The sequence below is a fragment of the Catenulispora pinisilvae genome (assembly GCF_015356865.1).
Lineage (GTDB): Bacteria > Actinomycetota > Actinomycetes > Streptomycetales > Catenulisporaceae > Catenulispora > Catenulispora pinisilvae.
Map to the genome: position 1 here is coordinate 26,893 of NZ_JAAFZA010000031.1, position 16,519 is coordinate 43,411.

Sequence of the window (16,519 nt, forward strand, 5' to 3'; positions counted from 1 at the left end):
CCAAGGCGGGATCGGCGGCGCGGCCGGCGCCGGCCGGGCCGCCGACCGGCCGGCGGCCCTGGAGGCGTTCATCGACGCGATGATCGACCTGGGCCAGACCGGGCAGATCTTCGGCGAGCACGGCATCGGCAAGACCGCCACCTTCGCCGCGCACATCAAGCACGCCTACGACGACACCGAGCTGGTCTACGTCCCGGCCGCCAACCTGGCCCCGGACGACCTGCTGGTGAACGCCCCGGTGCGCGATCCGCGCACCGGGGAGCTGGTGCTGCGGCAGCTGGTGATGCGCCAGCTCAAGCCGGGCCGCAAGTTCGTGCTGCTGATCGACGACTCGCTCCAGGCGGGCCCGGCGATCCAGTCCCAGCTGATGCAGATCGCCTGCAACTGGAGCCTGGGCGAGCACGACCTGCGGGCGCTGGGCTGCATCGGGGTGTTCCTGGCCGACAACGAGTCGCTGGCCGAGACCGCGGCCCGGCGCAGCGACTTCGCGATCCTGGACCGGATGGTGACGATCAAGGTCACCGCGAACGACACGGCCTGGCGGGACGCGCTGCGCCGCAGGTTCGGCCAGTTCGACCTGACCGGGGTGTTCCGGGTCTGGGCCGCGCAGCCTCCGGAGATCCGCCGGCTGCTCTCGCCGCGCACGCTGGAGCACATCCTGGCCAACGCCGCCGAGGGCTTCCCGCTGATCTGGGGCCTGCCGCTGCTCAACGGCAGCCGACTGCGGCTGGCGCTGCCGGCCGGCGAGGGCAGCCGGGCCCAGGAGGCGGACCGCACCGCGGAGATCCTGGACGCGATCGCCGACGCGCTGGGCGTCCCGAACCGGGCCGCGATCGCCGACCCGGTGCGCCGGCTGGTGCGCGCGGCGCTGAAGAACCGCTGGTGCGTGCTGGTCCAGGGCCCGCCCGGCTGCGGCAAGACCGAGGTGGTCCGGACCCTGATCCAGGAGGTGCTGCGCCGCGACCCGCTGTACTTCTCGCTGCCGGTGACCAACGTCGAGGACCTCTGCGCCCCGGTCCCCTCCCCCGACGGCACCCTGGACAACCTGCTGGCCGCCGGGTTCACCGGCGAGGAGCCGAAGGCCGTGATGTGGGACGAGTACAACCGGCCCAAGGACAAGGCGGCGTTCGCCCGGCTGATGGAGATCACCCAGGAGTGGTCGGTGGCCGGCCGCCCGATCCGCGGCCTGCGGGCCCAGGTCGCGTTGCAGAACCCGCCCTACCACGTCGGCCGCAAGCTGCTGGTCTCGCGCAACAACATCGCCCAGGCCTCCCGCTTCACCGCGTCCCTGGACATCACCCCGGAGGACATCCCGGCCAACGAGTGGCTGATCGCCAAGTACGGCGCGGTCGCCGAGATCGTCCTGGAGTGGTGGAAGAACGACATCGACGACGAGGGCCGCGCCTGGATCACCAAGCGCACCCTGGAGCGCCTGATCCGGCTGCACGGCCGCGGCCTGCCGCTCCAGCAGGGCCTGGTCTACCTCGGCGACGGCGAGTACGCGCCGGTCCCGCTCGGCGCCCTGACCGCGCGGCTGGCCGGCTCGCAGCGCACCGGGCTGAAGGAACTGGCCGCGGACGTCGACACCTGGGAACGCCGCCTGGCGCTGGCCGTCGCCGGCAATCCCGAGGGCGACGACGCCTCCGACGTGGTCCACCAGGTCTTCGCCAACGCCGAGCTGTCACAGCTCAAGCAGCAGCGCGAGGTGGTGATCCGGCTGGCCGCGCACCTCCCCAAGAAGCTCCGCGCCACCTACCTCGTCGGCGCCTCGGAGGAGGCGCAGGCGTTCTGGGTCGGTGTCCTGGCGGCTTGCAAGGCACGGGAGGGTTCCGTCAGGATTCCGTGAGCGGCCCCGTAGCGCAGAGGCAGGCGCACCGCTCAGATCCACTCAAGCGACGCGGGGAACGCCGGTTCGAATCCGGCCGGGGCCACTTGGGGAGGGACGGCATGAGCCTGGAGGAGCTGAGCCACGCCTTGGCGGCGCTGAAGGCGCTGCCGCTCGACGACCCGGCTCGGCTGCGCGCGGAGCGGGTCGCGGAGTCCTTTGTGCGGTATGGACAGCGCCAGCGGAAGAAGGAACTGCGGGCGCGGCGGGAGGTCGCCGACCGGGCGGTGCTCGGGGCCGCGGCTACCGGAGCCGCCGGGCGCCGGGAGGATGTGGCGCTGGCGGTCAGCCAGGCGATGTCGGCGGATGCGGGCGACCAGCCGGCGGGCGACGACTCGCAGGTGTCTGCGGCGATTTCGGGCTCGGCAGGCGACGACAGTCGCGGATCCGCCTCGGTCGGCACCCTGCACCGCCCACGCCGCTGCTACGTCTGCAAGCAGCACTTCACCGAGGTCTCAGCCTTCTACCACCAGCTGTGCCCGGCCTGCGCCGCCGAGAACCTGTCCTGGCGGTCGGCGCGCACCCCGCTCGACGGCCGGCGGGCCCTGGTCACCGGCGGCCGGGTGAAGATCGGGTTCCAGGTCGCCCTGATGCTGCTGCGCGACGGGGCCGCCGTGCGAGTGGTCACGCGCTTCCCGCACGACGCCATACGCCGCTTCCGAGCGGTCCAGGACAGCGCTAAGTGGCTCGACCGGCTCACCGTCACCGGCCTCGATCTGCGCGACCCGCGCCAGGTCGTCGAGCTCTGCGACGGGCTGCTGGCCGCGGGCGAGCCGCTGGAGATCCTGATCAACAACGCCGCCCAGACGGTGCGCCGTCCGGAGGCCTCCTACGCGCCGCTGATCGCCGCGGACCGGCGTGCCGCCGCCGAGCTGACCGGCGGGCTGACCGGCGGGCTTCGTGAGCTGGCCCCGATCCCCGGCTACCGGGGCGCGGGCAGCCAGCTGGCTTCGCAGGGCGCCGAGCTGGTCGCGGTCGACGAGAACGGGCTGCTGCCCGATCCCTCGCCGCGCAACTCCTGGTCGGCGGAACTGGGCCAGCTGGACCCGGTCGAGCTGCTGGAGGTGCACCTGGTGAACGCCGTGGCGCCGGCGTTGCTGGCCGACCGGCTATTGCCGCTGATGGTCGGATCGCCGTTCCCGCGGCGCTACATCGTGAGCGTGACGGCCGTCGAGGGGCGGTTCGAGGTGCGCAACAAGACCGCGGGGCATCCGCACACCAACATGGCCAAGGCGGCGCTGAACATGCTGACCCGGACCAGTGCCGGGGCGCTGGCCCGGCGCGGGGTATACCTGAGCAGCGTGGACACCGGGTGGATCACCGACGAGAAGCCCGCGCCGCGCAAGGCCCGGCACGCCGAGGCCGGGTTCCGCACGCCGCTGGACATCGTCGACGGCGCCGCGCGGATCTACCACCCGATCGTCAGCGGCGAGAACGGGGAGCCGTTGTTCGGCGCCTTCCTGAAGGACTACCGGGCGGTGGCGTGGTGAGCGACGGCAACGGCTTCGACGGCTCCGACTCCGCCAGCGGCTTTCCGGCCCGTCCCGCCGCCGAACTGGCGCCGGTCCTGGCCTGGCTGCGCCGGGGCGAGGCGGTGCACGCCCGCACCGACTTCCCGGCCGGCACCGCCCTGCCCGACGGCCGCCTGGACCTGTGCAAGCAGGACCTCGGCCCGCTCGGCGCCGAAGCGGTGGCCGACGCGCTGCCCGAAGGCGGCGGCCCGGTCCGGCATCTCCTGCTGGGCACCGACGGCCTCGGCGACGGCGGCGCGGCGGCGGTCGCGCCGAAGGCCGTCGCAGCCCACGTCGAAACCCTCTACCTGGGCTGCAACGACATCGGCGGCGGCGGGGTCTGCGAGATCGCCGGCCAGCTGATCGCCGCCCCCGGCGTGGTGAAGGCGCTGTGGCTGAAGCGCAACCCGGTCGGGCCGGACGGCGTGCGCGCGGTCGCGGAGACCGTCCGCGCGGGCACCGTCCTGCGCACCATCGACCTGACGCAGACCGGCCTGGCCACCCCGGACGTCGCGGTACTGGTGGACGCGATGATCGCCGCCGCCGGTGGCCAGCACGCCATCGAGCGGCTTTACCTCAGCGGCAACCGGTTGGGAGCCGACGGCGCACAGGACGTGGCGCGGTTGATCGTGGCCGGGGCGGTAGCAGAGCTCTACCTCTCAGCCGCACAGCTCGGCGACTCCGGCGCGCGGGTACTGGCGACAGCCCTCCAGAACGCCCCGGGAGGAGCCCTCCGCCGCCTGTCAGTGGCCAGCAACGGCATCGGCCCCGCGGCCCTGGCCGAACTGATCGCGGCCGCCGCGACCGCCGGCGTCGAGCTCTTCGACGCGGCCCGGGTGAAAGCCGCCGCCGTCCTAGGCGCCGAGGACAACCGCCTCGACGAGTCCGGCGCGGCGACCGTCGCCGACGCGCTCGCCGCCCCGCACCGCCTCGCGTACCTCAACCTGCACCACACCGGGCTCGGCAGCCGCGGCGCCCTCCGTCTCCTGGACGGTGCCCAGCGCGCCGCCACACCGACCCGCTTCAAACTCGGCGGCGGCATCGCCAAGCGGGTCAAGAAGGAGCTCACGGCGCTGGCCGCGGAGATCCCGGCATCAGTGTTCGACGTCGCGCCGGACGTCCGGGCGATCCGCAGCGTTTATCGGACCGCCCCGCCGGCCTGATCGCCGCCACCGCCCGGCTGCGGCCCGCCGCGGCGCACCGCGCGGCTCCACGACCCGAACCGATGCCGATGCCGATGCCGTGACAAGCCGCACAGCACCGGACCACCCCGACCCCCGCGGTCTAAGCTCGGCCCCATGTTCGCAGTGAGCGCGGTGCGCATCGACCCCAAGGACCCCCTGTCCGGCCTCGAACTCGGGGAGCGCGACGATCCCGCGCCCCGCCCGGGCTGGACCACCGTCACGGTCAAGGCCGCGTCCCTGAACCACCACGACCTGTGGACCCTGCGGGGCGTGGGCATCACCGAGGACAAGCTGCCGATGATCCTGGGCTGCGACGGGGCCGGCGTGGACGAGGACGGCAACGAGGTCGTCATCCACTCGGTGGTCGACCCGCGCGACGGCAAGCCGTCGATCCTCACCGAGGCCTACAACGGCACCTTCGCGCAGAAGGTGCTGGTCCCGAAGGCCAACCTGGTGCCCAAGCCGGCCGCGCTGTCCTGGGAGCAGGCCGCGTGCCTGCCGACGGCCTGGCTCACCGCCTACCGCATGCTCTTCCGCAACTCCGGCCTGAAGCCCGGGGACACGGTGCTGATCCAGGGCGCCGGCGGCGGCGTGGCGACCGCGGCGATCGTCCTGGCCCGGGCCGCCGGGTTCCGGGTGTGGGCGACGTCGCGCAGCGAGGAGAAGCTGGCACGGGCGGTGGAGCTCGGGGCGCACGCCGCGTTCGAGTCCGGGGCCCGGCTGCCGGAGCGGGTGGACGCGGTGCTGGAGACGGTCGGCGCCGCGACCTGGTCGCACTCGGTGAAGTCGCTGCGGCCGGAGGGCACCATCGTCATCTCCGGGGCGACCTCCGGGGCGATGCCGCCGGCCGAGCTGACCCGCATCTTCTTCCTCCAGCTGCGGGTCATCGGCTCCACGATGGGCTCGCTGGACGAGCTCAAGGCGCTGGCCCGGATGTGCGAGGTGACCGACGTGCGGCCGGTCATCGACTCGGTCCTGCCGCTGGCCGAGGCCCGGACCGGGTTCGAGCGCATGGAACAGGGCGAGGCGTTCGGGAAAATCGTCTTCACGGTCTGAGAAGACACAGGCTGGGAAGACACAGGCTGAGGCACAGAACAAGCGGCGCCGCGCTCGGAACAGTCCGAGCGCGGCGCCGCGGCGATTCACGGGATCAGTCCTCGACCTCGACTATCCCCAACCGGCGCGTAGCCCGCGTCAGGGCGACGTAGAGGTCGTTCTCGCCGTGCTGGGCGGTGACGATGGCCGCCGGGTCGACCACCAGCACCGTGTCGAACTCCAGCCCCTTGGCCTGGCGGACCGGCAGCACCACGGTGCGCCGCTCCAGGTCCGGGTCGGAGCCGTAGCCGGCCTCGGGCAGCCGCGCCGACACCGCCGCGGCCACCTCGGCCAGCCGCTCGGGCGGCACCAGCACCGCCAGCCGCCCGGTGTCCCCGGCCCCGCCGCCGTCGGTGCCGACCCCGCCGGCGTCATCGGCGCCGTCGCCGGCCCCGGCGGCCAGCGCCGAGTCCTCGCGCAGCGCCAGCTCGGCGACCTTCTCAGCGAGCGAAGACACCGGCACGGACACCCGCCACGGCTCCTCGCCGCTGGACCGCACCGAGCGCGGCGGCTTCAAGCCCGGATCGATACGCTCCAGCACCTCGGCGGCCACGGCCATGATCTCCGAGGGCGTCCGGTAGTTCACCGTCAGCTCCGCCAGCCGCCACCGGTCGCCGACGTGCGGCGCCAGCATCGTGCCCCAGGACGTGGCGCCGGCCGGGTCGCCGGTCTGCGCCACGTCCCCGACCAGGGTCATCGACCGGGCCGGGCAGCGCCGCATCAGCAGCCGCCAGGCCATCGGCGACAGCTCCTGCGCCTCGTCCACGATCACGTGCCCGAACGTCCACGTCCGGTCGCCCATCGCCCGCTCGGCGACGCTGCGCTCGTCGCGCTCCTCGAACCGCTCGGCCAGCATCTCGGCCGAGACCAGGTCCACGGCGGTGACGATCTCCTCGCGCGGGTCCTCCAGGTCGATCGACCGGGAACCCTCGGCCACCTCCAGCGCGCCCTGCGCGTAGGCGATCCGGGCCCGCCGCTCGGCCTCGGCCCGCGCCGCCGCCTCGGCGGTGTCGGAGTCGCCCAGCAGCTCCGCGGCCTCGTCCAGCAGCGGGATGTCCGCCGCCGACCAACCGCCCGGGGAGCGCAGCAGCAGGTCGATCTCAGCGTCCGTCAACAGCGGCTCGCCCTCCTCGCCGGAGGCCTCCTGGACCGCCTCGCGCAGCAGTTCCGGCGTCGCGAACAGCTCGGCCAGCATCCGCTGCGGCGTCAGCTGCGGCCACAGCCAGTCCAGCGCCTCCTGCACGCTCGGCTCGTCGGCCAGCGCGGCCGCGACCTGCTCGCGGTCGGCCCGGCCCAGGAACACCCCGTCTGCCATCTCCGACGGATCCTCGCCGAGCTCGGCGGCGATCAGGTTCACCATCGCCAGCGTCTCCTGGCGGTGCGGGTCGTCGTTCAGCCGGTCCACGACCTGGCCGGCCAGCGAGTCGATGAGGTGCTCGGCGAACGCCTTGCGGCCCAGGTTGGGCCGCCGGTTGGCCTTGCGGCCGAGCTCACGGGCGGCCACGCAGGTCTCGCGGTCCAGCCGGTACTTCACGCCCTCGTACACGACCTCGAGCACGTCCTCGGGCACCCGCTGCCGGGCCCGCACCGCGCCGCCGACCAGATCGGCCATCGCCGCGCGGCCCTTGATCTCCGCGACCTCAGGCGCGTCGGCCCGCGAGGCCCGCACCCCCGGGAACATCTCCCCGACCGTGGCCAGCACCGCACTGGTCTCCCCCAGCGCCGGGAGCACGTGCGAGACGTAGCGCAGGAAGGTCGGGTTCGGCCCGACGATCAGCACGCCGCGCTTGGCCAGCCGCTCGCGGTGGGTGTAGAGCAGGTAGGCCGCGCGGTGCAGGGCCACGGCGGTCTTGCCGGTGCCCGGGCCGCCCTGCACGACCAGCACCCCGCGCAGCTCCGACCGGATCGCATGATCCTGCTCGGCCTGGATGGTCTCCACCACGTCGCGCATCCGGCCGGTGCGGCCGGCGGTCAGCGCGGCCAGCAGCGCGCCCTCGCCGACCAGCCCGGAGGTGTCGCCCTCGGCCGCCATGTCCAGGTCGAGCACATCGTCGTCGACCCCGACGACGGTCCGGAACCGGGAGCGGATACTGCGCCGCCGCCGCACGCCCTGGGGCGCGGCGGAGGTGGCGACGTAGAACGGCCGCGCCGCCGGGGCCCGCCAGTCCAGGAGCAAGGGCTCGAAGTCGCCGCCGTCGTCCAGGATGCCGATCCGGCCGACGTAGCGGCGCTCGCCGCCGGCCAGGTCCAGCCGGCCGAAGCACAGCCCCTCCTCGGCCGCGTCCAGCTGGGCCACCCGGCCGGCGCCGGCGGTGGCCAGGTTGTCGCGCTCGGTCCGCGCCTGCTGGGTGCCGGTGCCGGAGCGCAACACGCCGGCGAGCTGGCCCTCGGCCCGGGCCCGCAAGGTGTCCAACCGGGCGTACAAGAGGTCCAGATACCGCTGTTCGTGGGAGATTTCTTCCGTTCCCCTTGACAAAACGCCTCCCAATGCTCCAGAATCAAGCACATACCAGATTTCTGGTGAGCTATGTGTGCCCGAAAACTCTACGATAGCAGATGCCATCGCAGGGCCTTCGGGCCCGTTGCGTTTTTGGGGGCCGTCTCAGGGCGTTCGGTGCCGCCTCAGGGTTTCCGAGTCAGTTCACCGCCACCAGATCCTCCGCTCCGGCGAGCGCCTCGGCCTCGGCTTCGCTGTGCACATTACGGGTCCGCAGCGCGATGACCGCCGCGCAGACCACGGCGACCGCGCACGCGGTCAGCGCCCACGACAGCCCGGAGGCCATCGCCGCCGCGGGCCGCACACCGCTTTTCAGCTCGTGGTTCAGCCGCGCCGTGGAGATCGCGGCGAAGATCGCGAGCCCCAGCGCGCCGCCGACCTGCTGCGAGGCGTTCAGCAGCGCCGCGGCCAGGCCCGCCTGGCGCTGCGGCACGCCGGCGTTGGCGGCCGTGGCGATGGCGACGAACAACAGCCCGAGCCCGAACGCCATGACCACCATGCCCGGCAGCAGACCGCTGTCATACGAGCCGTGCACCTTCAGCCCGGCCAACAGGTAGATGCCGACCGCGGCCACGGCCGCCCCGACCACCGCCACCGGCCGGGTGCCGACCCGGGCCACCACCTTCGGCGCCAGACCGGCCCCGATCCCGACCGCGACCGTGATCGGCAGGTAGGCCAGGCCGGCCCGGATCGGCGAGTAGCCCTCGACGTTCTGCATGTACAGGGTCAGGAAGAAGAAGAACGACAGGAAGCCCGCGACACCGACCAGCTGCGTGACGTTCGCCGCGACCAGTCCGCGGATCCGGAACACCGAGAGCGGCAGCAGCGGATCGCGGGTGTTGCGCTCGTTGACGATGAACGTCACGAGCAGCACCCCGGCCCCGGCCAACTCCAGCACCGTCCGGCCGGACCCCCAGCCCTGATCCGGCGCCTTCACCAGACCGAACACCAGCAGCAGCATCCCGGCGGTGGCCAGGAACGCACCGACCAGATCCAGGCCCTTCACCGCGACCCGCTTGCCGTCGGCCTCGAACATCCGGAACACGGCGACCAGGATCAGCACACAGAACGGCGGGTTCACGAACATCACCCAGCGCCAGCCCGGACCGTCGGTGAGCAGACCGCCGGCCAGCACGCCGACCGCCGAGGCGAGCCCGGCGACCGCACCCCACGCGCCGAAGGCCTTGGTGCGGTCCGAGCCCTCCTTGAACGTGGTGGTGAGCAGCGACAACGCGGCGGGCATCATCAAAGCGGCGCCGACGCCCTGGACCAACCGCGCGCCGACCAACAGCCCCGCGGTGTCGGCGAACCCGCCGGCCAGCGAAGCAAGGCCGAACACCACGGTCCCGGTGATCAGCACCCGGCGCCGCCCGAACAGGTCGGCGGCCCGGCCGCCGAGGAGCATGAAGCCGCCGTAGGTGAGCAGATAGCCGCTGGGCACCCATTGCAGACCCTGGGTGCTGAAATGCAGATCCTTGCGGATGGACGGCAACGCGACGTTCACGATCGAGGCGTCGACCAAGTCCAGGAAGGCGACGCCGCACAACAACAGCAGGATGACCTTGCCTCTGCCGGTTGATAGGAAGGATGCAGACACGGGAGACCCCCTCCGGTACCCTATTACTTTGAGTTCCGTACGTTATGAAGAAGGTATCATATGAGTTCCGTATCATCCACCGACGCGGCCGCCTCCCGCGAGCGTCGGCGCACGATGAACCAGATCACGGACAGCTTCCGCGAGATGGCCGTGGTGATGACGGTGCTCAACCTGCGGGCCGGGGAGCAGGTGGGACTGCGGGACGTGGAGCTGAAGGCGCTGGACGTCCTGATGCGCGACGGCGCGATGAGCGCCAAGGCGCTGGGCCAGCGGCTGGGCATGCACCCGGCGACCATGACCGGGATCCTGGACAAGCTGGAGAAGTCGGGCTGGGTGACGCGCGAGCGCAGCCCCGAGGACCGGCGCGTGGTGCTGATCCAGCCGGTGCGCGAGCGGGTCGGGGAGATCGCGCGGCTGTTCACCGGGATGAACGTGATGGCGAGCGGGCTACTGGACCGCTATGACACCAAGGACCTGGAGACCATCGCGGAGTTCATGGGGACGATGGTGAACATGGCCAAGCAGGCTTCGGAGGAATGGGGGGCCTGAGGGCTTCGGCGCCGACACCGATCAGCCGGAACCCGACTGTAAGCACGGCCCTGTTCTCGGACCCGCCGTCAGCCCGGCCGACTAGCCCATGGACGGGTACCGGTAGTCCGTCGGCGGCACGAACGTCTCCTTGATCGAGCGCGTCGAGGTCCAGCGCAGCAAGTTCTGTGGGGACCCGGCCTTGTCGTTGGTCCCGGAGGCCTTGGATCCGCCGAACGGCTGCTGCCCGACCACGGCGCCGGTGGGCTTGTCGTTGACGTAGAAGTTGCCCGCGGCGAAGCGCAGCACGCTCATCGCCTCGGCGACGACGGCGCGGTCCCGGGCGATGATCGCGCCGGTGAGCGCGTAGCCGGTGGCCCCTTCGACGCCGTGCAGCACCCGGTCGTAGTCGGCGTCGTCGTACACGTACACCGACAGCAGCGGGCCGAAGTACTCGGTGGAGAAGATCTCGTGCTCGGGGTTCGAGCACACCATCACCGTCGGCCGCACGAAGTAGCCGACCGAGTCGTCCGCGGTGCCGCCGGCGACGATGCGGATGCTGTCGTCGCTGTGCGCGATGTCCAGGACCCGGCGGTGCTTGGCGAAGGCCCGGGCGTCGATGACCGCGCCGAGGAAGTTCGACAGATCTGTGGGATCGCCCATGCTCAGGCCGTCGACCTCGGCCGCGAACTCCTCGCGCAGCCCCGCGGCTCCCTTCCCCGCTCCATCCCACAGCGAGCGCGGGATGTAGGCGCGGGAGGCCGCCGAGCACTTCTGGCCCTGATACTCGAACGCGCCGCGGGTCAGGGCGGTCTTCAGCGTCGCCGGGTCGGCGCTGGGGTGGGCCAGCACGAAGTCCTTGCCGCCGGTCTCGCCGACGATGCGCGGATAGGCGCGGTAGGCCGCGATGTTCTCCCCGACCGTGCGCCACAGGTGCTGGAAGGTCGGGGTCGAGCCGGTGAAGTGGATGCCGGCCAGGTGCGGATCGGCCAGCACCACCTCGGAGACCGCCAGGCCGTCGCCGGGGAGCATGTTGATCACTCCGGGCGGCAGCCCCGCGGCCTCCAGCAGGCGCATGGTGAAGTGCGCGGCCAGCTGCTGGGTCGGCGACGGCTTCCAGATCACCGTGTTGCCCATCAGCGCCGGGGCGGTCGGCAGGTTGCCGGCGATCGCGGTGAAGTTGAAGGGCGTGATCGCGTAGACGAAGCCGTCCAGCGGCCGGTGGTCGGTGCGGTTCCAGACGCCCGGCGCGTTCTCCGGCGGCTGCTCGGCCAGGATCTGCCGCGCGAACCCGACATTGAACCGCCAGAAGTCGATCAGCTCGCAGGCGCTGTCGACCTCGGCCTGCACCGCGGTCTTGGACTGGCCGAGCATGGTCGCCGCGTTCAGGGTGGCCCGCCACGGACCGGAGAGCAGCTCGGCGGCCCGGAGCAGGATCGCGGCCCGGTCGTCGAAGGAGAACGCGCGCCAGGCCGGGGCCGCCGCGCGGGCCGCCGCGACAGCCGCGCGGGCGTCGTCCTGGGTGGCGTTGCGCAGGGTGCCCAGGACAGCTTGGTGGTTGTGCGGCTGGACCACGTCGATGGGCTCGCCACCGCCAGGCCGCTGCACGCCGCCGATGGTCGCGGTGAGGTCATACCGCCGCCCGGCCAGCCGGGCCAACTCCGCGGTCAGCGCGGCCCGCTCCGCGCTCCCGGGTGCGTAGCCGAGCACCGCTTCGTTGTGCGGGACGGGGACGTTCGTGACGCCGGTGACGTGCTGCTTGTCGTTCGCGTGCGCGGCCATGTCCGCATCCCATCGCGGCCCGCAACGGGGCGCCACACCATTGCGCCGATCGACGTACGCCCGGCTCAGCCCGCTTCGGCCCCGGCCGCACCCGCCATGACCTCGTCGATCATCGCCACCGCGGCAGCCAGACTGTCCACGATCGGCACCCCGGCCGTCCGCAGCGACGGCACGGCCGCGAACCCACCGGAGTACAGGATCGCGTGCGCACCGACACTGGCGGCGGCAGCCGCGTCATCCGGCGAGTCCCCGATGAGCACCACCCGCGCCGGATCAACGCCCAACCGGCCAAGGTGATCCCGCAAGTGCAGCCCCTTGCGCGCCGGCCGCGGCGGCTTGGTCCCCTGCACCAGCTCGAAGTACCGGTCGATCCCATGGTGCCGCACCACCGGCACCAACTTGTCGTCGTGGTACATCGACAACAGCGACTGCGAGTGCCCGCGCCCCGACCACTCCCGGAACAGATCCGGCAGCCCGTCGGACAACCGCGCCTCCCGCTCGTAGGCCACGTAGTACTTGTGGAAGGTGGCGTCCAGCGCCTCCCACTCCTCATCGCCCGGCTCGTGCCCGAGGATGTCCGCATAGAAGGCGCGGATCGGCATCTTGATCTGCGTGCGGTACTGATCAGCCGTTATCGGCGCCAGCCCGTGGTCGGTGAACGAGTCGTTCGTGGAGCGCAGGATGATCTCGAAGTCGTTCAGGACGGTGCCGTTCCAGTCCCAGACGAGGTGCAATGGCTGTTGATTCTTCGGCACGGTCACCCGGACAGGCTATCGACGGACGCCAACGGATTTCGAGATCAGCGAGTTAACCTTCGGTTACCCCAACAGGTCCGGAAGTTCCTGCGTCGCATACCAAAGCAGCTCGTGGTCGTCGATGCCGTCGACCGTGAACGACGCGTCCTCGTCCCCGGCGTCGGCGGCGCCGAGCAGGACCACGGCCAGTGCCACCTCGTCGAGGACCGCAGGGTCGTCGACGTGCAGGGAGGCCACCCAGGAGAGGGGGATCTCGGCGGTGACGCGGACCAGGCCGGGTTCGGGGCCGTCGAGGATCGGGGCGGCGTGGGCGTCCGGGACCTCGGCGGCGATCACGACGCGGCGGCGGGGGGCCTCCGGGGTGTCGGACAGGAGGCGCAGGGAGGCTCGGGCGGCGTCGGTCAGGGCGGCGTACTCCAGTTCTTCGCTGTCCCCTTCGGTGTACCACTCGCGCAGGGCCGGGGTGACCGCGTACGCCGTCGGCGGCTCGGGGGTGAGGCGGCCTGTCTTGTGCAGCTCGGCGAGCACTGGCAGGGTCGCGGGGAGGTAGACGCGCATTGCGCCATTATCCCCTCCGGGGGTGCGCTGGGGCGCGCCACGCCGGGAGCGCTATAGCGGAGTTCTGTAGAGGCTCTACGCGGGGGCGCGCTGTGCGGCGATCTGCTCGCGGGTGGTACGCATCGCGGTCTCCAGGACCTGCGGGCGGCGGTCTCCGTCCATCACGTTGGGGCCGATGGCGTCGTAGTCGTCGGCGGTGGGGCAGAACACGATGACCTTGGTGCCGTCGGCGCGGACCTGCTGCGCCTCCAGCAGCATCCGCCGTGTCACGGCTCTCCTATAGCGGCGCTCGACCCGTTCCATGACCCTGTGCGGCGGCCCGTTGAATCCGCGGATCGCCATCGGGGCCAGGACGTAGAGCTCGTCCAGTGGCGGCTCGCCGATCTCCTGGAAGTTCTGCTTGTCGGCCACGTCCACGTTGGTCGCGGACCACATGCCGCCGTCCACGTAGCGGCGGCCGTCGATGATGATCGGGGCGAACCAGCCGGGGATCGCGCAGGAGGCGGTCACGGCTTCGGCCAGCGTGGTGCGCGGCGCCCGGGGGCTGCCGAAGGTCACCCGCTCGCCGGTGGTGAAGTCCAGCGCGACGATCCGCAGCGCCTTGTGCGGCGACCAGCCCTCGGCGTCCCCGGGCAGGCCTTCGACGAGTTCACCGACGCCGCCGAGCGAGCCCCGGCCCGGCGGCATGGCCGCGGCCATCACCGCGGTCGGGGGCACGGAGCGGGGGTGGCGCGCGGTGCGGGCCAGCAGCGGGCCGGAGCCCAGGCGCAGCTTGGGGCGCTCCGGGTGGGCGCCGCCGGCCGCGGTGGCGTAGTCGAACTCCACGCCGCTGAGCGGGCCCTGCGCGATCCGGCCGGTGAGCTGGTGCTCGTACAGGACCTCCGGGGTGGCGCCGGCCCCGAGCATCGCGGCCACGACCGAGCCGGCGGAGGTCCCGACGATCATCTCGGCCTCGCGCGGGTCCCAGTCCACCGCCTCGCTGAGCACCGCCAGCGCGCCCACCATCCAGGCCGCGCCGAGCATGCCGCCGCCGCCCAGGACCAGACCACGCCGCACTGCCGTGGAGGCCATCTCGTCGCTCCCGTCGGGGGTGATCCGTTTCCTCGACTGTAACGGGCGTTCGTGCGCAGCACCCCTCATCCGCACCGACGAAAGTCGGATACACAGGGGTCCCACCCGCCACCCACCGCCGCCCGTTAACGAGACGCTACGCGCCGCAGTGTTGAATGTGGGAATAACGTGACAGGCGGGGGCTGTTCGTATGTCGCGGGAGGTACGTGCCCATGGCTGACCGAGGCGGAAACGAGATGCCGGTCCCTGAGGATCGGCTCACGGTATGGCCGTTAGCCGCGCTGGTACTGGCCGCGGCGGCGACACTGTTCGGGTACGCGGGCGCGGACAGCCCACCGTCGTGGCTCACCAGGACGGTCATCGTCATCACCGGCACCGCCCCCTCCGGCGGCCACGCGGTGCACATCGGGCTGGCTCTCCTCCTCCTCGCGCGCGGCCTGTATGTGCGGCGTCGCATGGCGCTGTATCTGACCTCTGCCGCGGTGGTGTGGTCGACGGCGATGTCGGTGATCACCTGGGACCAGCCGTGGCGGCTGCTGCCGATGGCGGCGTTCGCCTGGGCGCTGTGGGGTGCGCGGGTGCGGTTCACCGCCCTGCCCGACGCCGCGCGCGTGCACACAGCCCTGCACATGGTGCTCGGGTTCGGCGTCCTCGCGGTCGTCGTGGGCGGCGGCGGGATCTTCCTGCAGCGGGACCGGCTCAGCTCCTCCCTCACCCCGGCCGGGCTGGGGCGGGAGCTTCTCGACAGCCTCACGGCGAACCCCGGGCCGATGACGATGGAGGGCCGCTCGTGGTTCCTCCACGGGCTTTCACTCCTCGGCGGGATCACACTGCTCCTGGTGCTGATGTCGCTGTTGGCGCCGGCCCGGGCCCCGCTTCCGGGGACCGACATCGAGCGGGACCGGGTGCGGCGGCTCGTACAGCATCCGGACTCGGACACGCTGGCCCCGTTCGCGCTCCGTCACGACAAGTCCTATGTCTTCTCCCCCGACGGCCGCGCCGCGATCGGCTACCGGGTGTTCCTGGGCACCGCGGTGGTCGGCGGCGACCCGATCGGCGCGGCCGACGCACAGGAGGCGGCGATCGTCGAGTTCCTGGCCCTGTGCCGGCGCCGCGGATGGCGGCCGACGGTGCTCGGCGCCCGGGAGGCGCTGCTCCCGCTGTGGAAGGCGCACGGGATGCGGCGCGCGATCAGCATCGGGGACGAGGTCATGCTGCCCGTGGCCGGCTTCTCGCTGGAAGGGCGGTCGATCCGCAACGTGCGGCAGGCGGTGCGGCGGACCCACAAGGCCGGGATCACCACCCGGGTGCTGCGCGAGACGGCGCTCGACGAGGAGTCGGCCGACCAGCTGCTCGGCATCCACCAGCGCTGGCTCAAGGGGCACGCCGAGCACGGCTTCGCGATGAACCTGGACGCCATCACCTCCGCCCGGCACCCCGACGCGCTGCTGATCGTCGCGTACACCCCCGACGGCCGCGCGGTCGGCTTCCAGCGCTACCACCCGGTCGGCGCCGACCGGCCCTCCGGCCACCCCACGGCGCTGTCGCTGGACGTGATGCCGCGCGATCCGCAGAGCCCGAACGGGGTGAACGAGCGGCTGATCGTGGACCTGGTGGCCTGGGCCCGCGAGCGGGGCATCGACGAGATCTCGCTGAACTTCGCGGCGTTCCGCCCGATCATGGACGCCGGCAGCCGCCGCTCCCCGCTGCAAAGCGCGGCGTACCGCGCGATCCACCTGCTGGACCCGTGGATCATGCTGGAGTCGCTGTACCGGTTCAACGCCAAGTTCCGCCCCGGCTGGCAGCCCCGCTCGGTGATGTTCCGCTCCTGGGGCGAGGTCGGCTGGCTCGCGGCCTCGGCGCTGGCGATGGAGTTCTCGCTGCCGCTGGACCGGCAGCGGGTGGCCCCGGCCGGCGCGCGGGTGCGCGGCAGGCGGCACGCGCAGGAGCAGCTGCCGGAGGACATCGGGATCGGGGATGAGGATGCTGTCGGAGGTCCCCTGCGGCGGCATGTCGGGTAACCGACTGCTCGGGGGGGTAACCGACAGCTCGGGAG

12 protein-coding genes and 1 tRNA gene are annotated in these 16,519 nt (G+C 72.3%); 7 read left to right on the forward strand and 6 right to left on the reverse strand.

Annotated features, from left to right (window positions below; all coding sequences use genetic code 11):
- Positions 1 to 79: 79 nt before the first annotated feature.
- From IZR01_RS11390 to IZR01_RS11410, 5 genes are all read left to right on the forward strand, one after another.
- Positions 80 to 1,846, forward strand: coding sequence for an AAA family ATPase (locus tag IZR01_RS11390; RefSeq protein WP_369125418.1), 1,767 nt, complete (start codon positions 80 to 82; stop codon positions 1,844 to 1,846).
- Between the two features lie 2 nt (positions 1,847 to 1,848).
- Positions 1,849 to 1,931: transfer RNA gene (locus IZR01_RS11395), tRNA-OTHER, on the forward strand.
- Positions 1,932 to 1,947: 16 nt separating this feature from the next.
- Entirely contained in the window at positions 1,948 to 3,375 is a 1,428-nt protein-coding gene (locus IZR01_RS11400) for an SDR family NAD(P)-dependent oxidoreductase (RefSeq protein ID WP_194897357.1), read from the forward strand.
- The gene (locus IZR01_RS11405) at positions 3,372 to 4,559 is read left to right on the forward strand and encodes a leucine-rich repeat domain-containing protein (protein WP_323746556.1); all 1,188 of its coding nucleotides are present in this window, start codon (positions 3,372 to 3,374) and stop codon (positions 4,557 to 4,559) included. The genes IZR01_RS11400 and IZR01_RS11405 overlap by 4 nt, the downstream gene beginning before the upstream one ends.
- A 135-nt stretch (positions 4,560 to 4,694) precedes the next feature.
- Entirely contained in the window at positions 4,695 to 5,636 is a 942-nt protein-coding gene (locus IZR01_RS11410) for a zinc-binding dehydrogenase (protein ID WP_194897358.1), read from the forward strand.
- Between the two features lie 94 nt (positions 5,637 to 5,730).
- Here the strand turns inward: IZR01_RS11410 and IZR01_RS11415 are convergent, their stop codons facing one another.
- Both IZR01_RS11415 and IZR01_RS11420 read right to left on the reverse strand, forming a co-directional pair.
- On the reverse strand, positions 5,731 to 8,151 hold the full coding sequence (locus tag IZR01_RS11415) for a HelD family protein (RefSeq protein ID WP_194923789.1): 2,421 nt from the start codon (positions 8,149 to 8,151) through the stop codon (positions 5,731 to 5,733).
- A 160-nt stretch (positions 8,152 to 8,311) separates the two neighbouring features.
- Positions 8,312 to 9,769 (reverse strand): MFS transporter, encoded by a 1,458-nt coding sequence (locus IZR01_RS11420; RefSeq protein WP_194894885.1) that lies wholly within the window; start codon positions 9,767 to 9,769, stop codon positions 8,312 to 8,314.
- A 60-nt stretch (positions 9,770 to 9,829) separates the two neighbouring features.
- Between IZR01_RS11420 and IZR01_RS11425 the strand changes: the two genes are divergently transcribed.
- On the forward strand, positions 9,830 to 10,318 hold the full coding sequence (locus IZR01_RS11425) for a MarR family winged helix-turn-helix transcriptional regulator (protein ID WP_194894884.1): 489 nt from the start codon (positions 9,830 to 9,832) through the stop codon (positions 10,316 to 10,318).
- Between the two features lie 81 nt (positions 10,319 to 10,399).
- On the opposite strand, the gene pruA is transcribed toward IZR01_RS11425, so the two are convergent.
- The 4 genes from pruA to IZR01_RS11445 all read right to left on the reverse strand — a co-directional run bounded on the left by pruA (position 10,400) and on the right by IZR01_RS11445 (position 14,463).
- Positions 10,400 to 12,079: an L-glutamate gamma-semialdehyde dehydrogenase gene (gene pruA / locus IZR01_RS11430; protein WP_194923790.1), complete on the reverse strand. Its 1,680-nt coding sequence runs from the start codon at positions 12,077 to 12,079 to the stop codon at positions 10,400 to 10,402.
- A 65-nt stretch (positions 12,080 to 12,144) separates the two neighbouring features.
- Entirely contained in the window at positions 12,145 to 12,840 is a 696-nt protein-coding gene (locus IZR01_RS11435; RefSeq protein WP_194894882.1) for an HAD family hydrolase, read from the reverse strand.
- A 57-nt stretch (positions 12,841 to 12,897) separates the two neighbouring features.
- Positions 12,898 to 13,392, reverse strand: a complete 495-nt coding sequence (locus tag IZR01_RS11440; protein ID WP_194894880.1) for a DUF6912 family protein — start codon at positions 13,390 to 13,392, stop codon at positions 12,898 to 12,900.
- Positions 13,393 to 13,467: 75 nt separating this feature from the next.
- The gene (locus IZR01_RS11445; protein WP_194894879.1) at positions 13,468 to 14,463 is read right to left on the reverse strand and encodes a patatin-like phospholipase family protein; all 996 of its coding nucleotides are present in this window, start codon (positions 14,461 to 14,463) and stop codon (positions 13,468 to 13,470) included.
- 212 nt (positions 14,464 to 14,675) lie between these two features.
- Here IZR01_RS11445 and IZR01_RS11450 point away from each other — a divergent pair, with 212 nt between their 5' ends.
- Positions 14,676 to 16,484: a bifunctional lysylphosphatidylglycerol flippase/synthetase MprF gene (locus IZR01_RS11450; protein ID WP_194923791.1), complete on the forward strand. Its 1,809-nt coding sequence runs from the start codon at positions 14,676 to 14,678 to the stop codon at positions 16,482 to 16,484.
- Positions 16,485 to 16,519: the final 35 nt, after the last annotated feature.

What these genes read in the sequence shown, in the direction of transcription:
- IZR01_RS11390 (WP_369125418.1), top strand. Translation starts at nt 80, where the DNA reads ATGATCGACCTGGGCCAGACCGGGCAGATCTTCGGCGAGCACGGCATC.
- IZR01_RS11400 (WP_194897357.1), top strand. Translation starts at nt 1,948, where the DNA reads ATGAGCCTGGAGGAGCTGAGCCACGCCTTGGCGGCGCTGAAGGCGCTG.
- IZR01_RS11410 (WP_194897358.1), top strand. Translation starts at nt 4,695, where the DNA reads ATGTTCGCAGTGAGCGCGGTGCGCATCGACCCCAAGGACCCCCTGTCC.
- IZR01_RS11425 (WP_194894884.1), top strand. Translation starts at nt 9,830, where the DNA reads ATGAGTTCCGTATCATCCACCGACGCGGCCGCCTCCCGCGAGCGTCGG.
- pruA (WP_194923790.1), bottom strand. Translation starts at nt 12,079, where the DNA reads ATGGCCGCGCACGCGAACGACAAGCAGCACGTCACCGGCGTCACGAAC.
- IZR01_RS11440 (WP_194894880.1), bottom strand. Translation starts at nt 13,392, where the DNA reads ATGCGCGTCTACCTCCCCGCGACCCTGCCAGTGCTCGCCGAGCTGCAC.
- IZR01_RS11445 (WP_194894879.1), bottom strand. Translation starts at nt 14,463, where the DNA reads ATGGCCTCCACGGCAGTGCGGCGTGGTCTGGTCCTGGGCGGCGGCGGC.
- IZR01_RS11450 (WP_194923791.1), top strand. Translation starts at nt 14,676, where the DNA reads ATGGCTGACCGAGGCGGAAACGAGATGCCGGTCCCTGAGGATCGGCTC.